Here is a 6,515-nt window from a genome sequence, read left to right on the forward strand (position 1 = left end):
CCAGCGCGCGGGGGCGCCGCGTGTCGGGGGGGGGGGGGGGGGGGGGCGTCCCCCCACCCCCCCCCCCCCCCGCCCCCCGTCCCGCGAGCGGACGCCATGTCTTCCCCCATCCCTTTCCTTGTCACTCTTTGACGAGAGGACCCGGCACCACATGGACAGCCATCCGATAGCCGACCGGTACACCGTCAGCCCCGCGGAGACATCGCAGGTGGACGAGACGGCGTACGCGGCCGTGCTCCACTCCGACTTCCGGGACCACTACGCCGACGGGCGCGACCTGTGGACCGGCGAGCAGGCGATGCGGGAGGCGCCGCGCGTGCTGTCGCGCGCGCTCGGCGACGCCCGGGACGCCCACATCCTCGACATCGGCACCGGCCACGGCCGTGACGCCGAGATCCTCCTGGCCGACGGACACCGCGTCACCGGCATCGACCTCATCGCCTCCCCCCAGTGGGAGACGATCACGGCGCGACGGCCCGGGCGGGCCCGCTTCCTCGTCACCCCCTTGACGGAGCTCCCCGGCAGGGCGGAGTACCGGGCCGTGCTCGACAACGGCTGTCTGCATCACCAGCATCCGGACAGCTACCCCCGCTATCTGCGCCGCGTTCGCGAACTGCTCCTGCCCGGCGGCCTGTTCACGGTCTCCGTCTTCCAGGCCGCGGGCGAGGCGGGCAGCCTCTTCGTCAACGCCGGCAAGCGGCTCTACCGCGAGTTCACCCCCGACGAGCTCAACCGTCTGGTCACCGCCCAGGGGTTCGAGCCGGTCGAGGTGCGGCAGGTGCCGCGCGGCACGGCGGGGCTCACCTATCTCCTGGGCACGTTCCGACGCACGGCGGACGGCGACCCGCGATGAGCGTCACCGGCGGCGGTCCGCCCGCACCGCGCGGCGCACGAAGGAGGCGTTGGGCCGCCGCCCTGGTGGCGGCGGTGTGCGCGGCCGGCCTGCTCGCCGCCTCACCCGCGGCCGCCGACCGGCCCGGGCCGGTGCCGGGAGCCGAGGCCGACGCGTCCGGCTGGGTCGGCTCCTGGGGTACGGCCCCGGCGCCCGCCGCGCCCGACGGCATCTCCCGGGACGGTCTGGACGACCGGACCGTACGCATGGTGGTGCACACCTCGATCGGCGGCGGCGAGTTACGGCTGCGGCTGTCCCACGCGTACGGCACAGGGCCGTTGACCCTGGGCCGCACGACGGTCGCGCTGCCCGTGCCGGGTTCCCCGGCGGCCGTCGTGCCCGGCAGCGCGCGGGAGGTCACCTTCGACGGCGGCGCGACGGGGACGACCGTGCCCGCGGGCTCCGAAGCGGTCAGCGACCCGGTGGCCTTCGACGTACCGGCCGGGGCGGATCTGACGGTCAGCGTCCATCTGCCGGAACCCACCGGGCCCACCACCTGGCACTGGCTCGCGCAGCAGCGCGGTCACGTCTCCGAGCCGGGCGACCACACCGGCGACCAGGCGGGGAGCGTGTTCACCCGCACCGAGACCTCGTGGTTCTTCCTCACGGGCGTGGACGTCCGCGGGGCGGACGCGCGCGGAACGCGTCCGCGGGGCGCGGTCGTCGCGATCGGTGACTCGCAGACCGACGGCGTGGGCTCCACCCCGGACGGCAACGGCCGCTGGACCGACGCCCTCGCGCGCCGCCTCGCCGCCGACCCGGCGACCGCGGGCATGGGCGTGCTCAACAAGGGCATCGGCGGCAACCGCGTGCTCCGCGACGGCACCGAGACCGACCGGCCGCAGCGCGGCACCCGTGCCCTGGGGCGCCTCGACCGGGACGCGATCGCCCAGGCCGGAGTGCGGACCGTCGTGCTCTACGAGGGCGTCAACGACCTCCAGCTCGCGCCGTACGCGACCGCGGACGACGTGCTGCAAGGGCTGCGGACGATGGCGCAGCGCCTGCGCGAACGAGGCATCCGCGTCCTGGTGGGCACCCTGACACCGTTCAAGGACTCGCCGTTCTGGACCGCGGACGCCGAGCGCGCCCGCGCCGAACTCAACACGGCGCTGCGCACCGCACCGGAGTTCGACGCCGTCGTGGACTTCGACGCGGCGGTCCGCGACCCCGCCGACCCCCAGCGCGTGCGCGCCGCCTACGACAGCGGCGACCACATCCACCTCAACGACGCGGGCTACCGCGCCCTGGCCGAGGCCGTACCGACCGCCGGTCTCACCGCCACCACGGGCCGCGCCCCGACGACCGACCGGAGGCTCCCATGACCAGCAGCACCTCCGCCGCCGCCCCGCCGGCGGTCATGGCCAACCCCAACACCCTGTCCGACCGGGCGGCCATGGGCCTGCCCGACACCTACACCGCCCGCACCGGGCCCTGGGCCCTGCGGGACCACCGCGACCTGTTCGGCGCCCCGGCCGTGACCCTGGTCTCGATCGCGGAGGATCCCGGCCGGCCCTTCTCCCGTCGGCACGCGGCGGGCACCGTCCTCGGCCTCGTCGGGGACCCGCGCGTCCGCCCCGACGACCCGCCGATGGCCACCGTCCCCGGTGCGCGCGTCCTGCTCGGCCTCGACCCGGAGTCCGTCGGACCGGTCACCGCCCGCTGGCGGCACGCGGGGGTGGAGGAGGACTGGATCGCCAAGGAGTGCCCCACGTACGAGATCGACATCGCGCCCTTCCGGATCGCGCTCCACCCGGTCACCAACGCCGAGTACCGCCGCTTCCTGGAGGACACCGGAGCCACCTGGCTGCCCACCTCCTGGCGGTTCGGGGTGTACCCCGAGACGCTCGGCAACCATCCGGTGTGGACGGTCCCGCCCGAGGCCGCCGACGCGTACGCGGCCTGGCTGGCGAACCGTACGGGCCGGGCGTTCCGGCTGCCGACCGAGGCCGAGTGGGAGTACGCGGCCTCCGGCGGCGACGGCCGGGACTTCCCGTGGGGGGAGACGTTCGCCGCCGACCGCGCCAACACCGTGGAGCACGGCCCGCTGACCACCACCCCCATCGGCGTGTACCCCGGCGGGCGTTCGCCGTTCGGCGTGCACGACATGGCGGGCAACGTCGAGGAGTACACGGCGGACGACTACCGCCCGTACCCCGGTGGAGCGGACGTCGCCGACGATCTGGCGCGGACCCGTGGCGCCTATCGCATCGCCCGGGGCGGCAGCTTCACCCGCTTCGGCGACCTGGCCCGCTGCCGACGGAGGCACGGCTGGTACGAGCGGGACATCTACGCGATGGGCTTCCGGCTTGCGGAGACGGCATGACGGCGGGGAGAGACGGCATGACGGCCGGGAGCGACGGTATGACGGCCGGGAGCGCCACGGCATCGGCCTCCTACGGCGCGTCGGTGCGCCCGGCCGAGGAAGCCGCCATGCGCAAGGCGATCGACCTCGCGGCCACCGCGCTGGGCGAGACCAGCCCCAATCCCGTCGTCGGCTGTGTCCTGCTCGGACCGGACGGCTCCCCGGTGGGCGAGGGATTCCACCGGGGGGCCGGCCATCCGCATGCCGAGGTCGAGGCCCTCGCCGCCGCCGGAGACCGGGCGCGGGGCGCGACCGCCGTGGTCACCCTGGAGCCCTGTGCGCACCAGGGGCGTACCGGCCCCTGCGCCGACGCGCTGCTGCGCGCGGGAGTCGCCCGGGTCCTCTACGCGGTGCCGGACCCGAACCCGTCCGCCGCCGGCGGTGCCCGGCGGCTGCGCGAGTCCGGTGTGGAGGTGGTGTCCGGAGTCCTGCGCGCGGAGGCCGAGCGCGGCAACGAGCTGTGGCTCACCGCTGTCCGGGCCTCCCGGCCGTGTGTGACATGGAAGTTCGGCGGCAGCCTCGACGGGAGATCGGCGGCGCCCGACGGCACGTCCCGGTGGATCACCGGGCAGCCGGCGCGGGAGGACGTCCACGCGCTGAGAGCCGCTCACGACGCCGTGCTGGTCGGCTCGGGGACCCTGCGCGCCGACGACCCGCACCTGGGCCTGCGACACGCGGTCTCCGGCCGTCCACCGCTGCGGGTGGTGCTGGACCGCGCGGGCGCCATCCCGCCCGGCGCACGGGTGCTCGACGACGCCGCCCCCACCCTGGTGGTCATCGGCCGGGGTGCGGCGAGGCCCCGACTGCCGTCGCGGCACGAGGTGGTGGAGCTCCCCGTCGTGGACGGCGAGCTCGACATCCGGGCACTGGCCGACGACCTGTACGCACGCGGCGTGCGCTCCTTGCTGCTGGAAGGAGGCGCCCGGCTGGCCGCGGCCTTCGCCGCCGGGGGGTTTCTCGACCGGGTCGTCGCCTATGTGGCGCCGGTGCTGCTCGGCGCCGGAGGCCGCCCGGTCCTCGACGACCTCGGCACGACGACCCTCGCCGACGCCGTCCGGCTGCGCCTCGACGAGGTGAGCCGCGTCGGTGAGGACGTGCGGCTCGTGCTGCGCGCCCGACCGCTGCCCGGGGAGTCGGGATGAGGCCCCGGATCGCGGTCGTGTTCCACAGCCGTCGGGGGACCATGCGGGCTCTCGCCCTGGCGGCGGCCGAGGGCGCGCGGGCCGGCGGAGCGCGCGTACGGCTGTTGCGCGTGACGGACGCGAGCGAGGACGGCGGCCCGTGGCCGGAACCGGTCGCCGGGCCGGACGACGTGCTGTGGGCGGACGGCCTGGTCCTGGCGACGCCCACCTACTTCGGCAATGTGTCCGCCACCTTCAAGCGGTTCCTGGAGTCGACGAGCCCCCTGTGGAAGCAAGGGCTGCTCGCCGACCGGCTGGTCACCGGGATGACGGCCTCCACCTGCACCCACGGCGGCCGGGAGGCGACGCTGCTGTCGCTCCATCAGACCGCCTACCACTGGGGCTCCTGGGTGGTCGGGGCCGATCCGGCGGACCCGGTGTTCCGGTCGCTGGGAGGCAATCCGTACGGCCTGTCGGCGGAGTCCCGGCCGCGCGGTACGGACGGGACCGGCACCGGAGCCGTCGAACAGCGGGCGGCCCGGCTGCTCGGCCGCCGGCTCGCCGAGCTGACCGCGCGGGCGCGGCCGACGATCGCCGCCCCCACCGCCGCGGGGCCGGTCAAGGTGACGGTGGTGCACTACGCCGACAGCGGTCCCGCACGCCTGCTGGCGCAGGAGTGCGCGGCGGGCGCCCGTTCCCTGGGCGCACGGGTCCGCTTGCGGCGGATCGGGGGCGCGAGCGGCTCGGCGCACGGGCACGCGGCAGGGTGGTCCGGTTCCCCGGCCGCGCCCGCCAGGCCGGCGGACGTGGCCTGGGCGGACGCGGTGGTCTTCGGAGGTCCGGCCCGACTGGGCGCCCTGGCCGCGCCGTTGCTGGACTTCGTCCAGTCGCTGGAACCGGCCGCCGGTCCGGGACCGCTGTCCGGGAAGCCCGCGAGCGGCTTCGTCACGACCGCCCGCCCGCACGCCGGCAGCGAGTCGGCGCTGCTCGCCTTCCACCATGTGCTGCTGCACGGCGGGGCGGTGGTGGTGCCGCCCGGTTACACCGATCCGTCGGTCTTCGAGGCCGGCGGCAATCCGTACGGCACCTCGCACCCGCTGACCGCGGGCGCCGTGCCGTCGCACGCCGTACGCGAGGCCGCCCGGCACCAGGGCCGGCGCGCGGCGCTGGCGGGCGACCTGCTGCGCCGCGCCGCGGCCGAGAACGCCGTGGGCACCACGGCCGCCGAGAACGTCCGGGAGATCGCATGAAAGGGAGGACACCGAGGTGAACGGGCAGCGCGACGCACTGCAGTACGACGAGATCGGGGAGACCTACGAAGGGTTCAAGGCGCTGCCGATGGCGCGCTACCCGGAGCGGGCGAGCTTCCTTCGGATGCTCGGTGACATCCGGGGGAGGTCCGTGCTCGACCTGGCGTGCGGCACGGGCTTCTACACCCGGCAGATCAAACGGCTCGGCGCGCGGGAGGTGCTCGGGGTCGACATCTCGGGCGAGATGGTGGCCGCGGCCCGGCGCATCGAGGAGGGCAAGCCGCTGGGCGTGCGCTACGCCGTCGCCGACGCCGCCGGACTCCCGGCCCCCGAGCGCCCCTTCGACGTGGCGACCGCCGTCTATCTGCTCAACTACGCCGATGACGGGGCCGCCATGGAGCGCATGTGCCGTGGCGTGCACCGGAGTCTGGTGCCGGGGGGCGAGTTCCTCGTGCTGACCCAGGCGCCCGACTTCCGCTTCGACGGGCCGCCCACCGACAAGTACGGCTTCCGGTACGTGCCGGTGGGGGAGGGGGCGACCGGGCCGCGGGTACGCATCACGGCGCTGCTCGACCCGCCGGTCGAGTTCGTCACGAACTACCCGCGCCGCGAGGTGTACGAGCAGAGCCTTCGGGCGGCGGGCTTCGACGAGGTGACCTGGGTGCCGCTGGAGGTGCCGGACGACGGCGTACGGGCCATGGGCGAGCCGTACTGGGCGGACTTCCTGGCCAATCCGCCCCTGGTGATGCTGCGCTGCCGCGCCTGACGGATCGGACATGAGCGAGGGGGGGGGGGGGGGGGGGGCGGGGGGCCCCCCCCCCCCCCCCCCGCGGCGCGCCCCCCCCCCCCGGGCGGGGGGCCCGCGGCGGGGGGCGGGGGCGGGGCGCTGA

Annotated in this window: 6 protein-coding genes; all 6 read left to right on the forward strand. The window is 75.8% G+C overall.

All coding sequences use genetic code 11. The features are described 5' to 3' along the window. The first annotated feature begins 151 nt into the window (after positions 1-151). The 6 genes from ACFVZW_RS12320 to ACFVZW_RS12345 all read left to right on the forward strand — a co-directional run bounded on the left by ACFVZW_RS12320 (position 152) and on the right by ACFVZW_RS12345 (position 6,391). Positions 152-853, forward strand: a complete 702-nt coding sequence (locus ACFVZW_RS12320) for an SAM-dependent methyltransferase (protein WP_384520087.1) — start codon at positions 152-154, stop codon at positions 851-853. Beyond that, the gene (locus tag ACFVZW_RS12325) at positions 850-2,214 is read left to right on the forward strand and encodes an SGNH/GDSL hydrolase family protein (protein WP_384520088.1); all 1,365 of its coding nucleotides are present in this window, start codon (positions 850-852) and stop codon (positions 2,212-2,214) included. The genes ACFVZW_RS12320 and ACFVZW_RS12325 overlap by 4 nt, the downstream gene beginning before the upstream one ends. Next, positions 2,211-3,215, forward strand: a complete 1,005-nt coding sequence (locus ACFVZW_RS12330; RefSeq protein ID WP_384520090.1) for a formylglycine-generating enzyme family protein — start codon at positions 2,211-2,213, stop codon at positions 3,213-3,215. The genes ACFVZW_RS12325 and ACFVZW_RS12330 overlap by 4 nt, the downstream gene beginning before the upstream one ends. A gap of 107 nt (positions 3,216-3,322) precedes the next feature. Continuing rightward, positions 3,323-4,396 (forward strand): bifunctional diaminohydroxyphosphoribosylaminopyrimidine deaminase/5-amino-6-(5-phosphoribosylamino)uracil reductase RibD, encoded by a 1,074-nt coding sequence (ribD, locus tag ACFVZW_RS12335; RefSeq protein ID WP_384520107.1) that lies wholly within the window; start codon positions 3,323-3,325, stop codon positions 4,394-4,396. Further along, positions 4,393-5,625: a flavodoxin family protein gene (locus ACFVZW_RS12340; protein ID WP_384520092.1), complete on the forward strand. Its 1,233-nt coding sequence runs from the start codon at positions 4,393-4,395 to the stop codon at positions 5,623-5,625. The genes ribD and ACFVZW_RS12340 overlap by 4 nt, the downstream gene beginning before the upstream one ends. A gap of 88 nt (positions 5,626-5,713) precedes the next feature. After that, the gene (locus tag ACFVZW_RS12345; RefSeq protein ID WP_384520109.1) at positions 5,714-6,391 is read left to right on the forward strand and encodes a class I SAM-dependent methyltransferase; all 678 of its coding nucleotides are present in this window, start codon (positions 5,714-5,716) and stop codon (positions 6,389-6,391) included. Positions 6,392-6,515 lie beyond the last annotated feature (124 nt).

This window comes from Streptomyces sp. NPDC059567, from assembly GCF_042735655.1.
Taxonomy (GTDB): domain Bacteria; phylum Actinomycetota; class Actinomycetes; order Streptomycetales; family Streptomycetaceae; genus Streptomyces.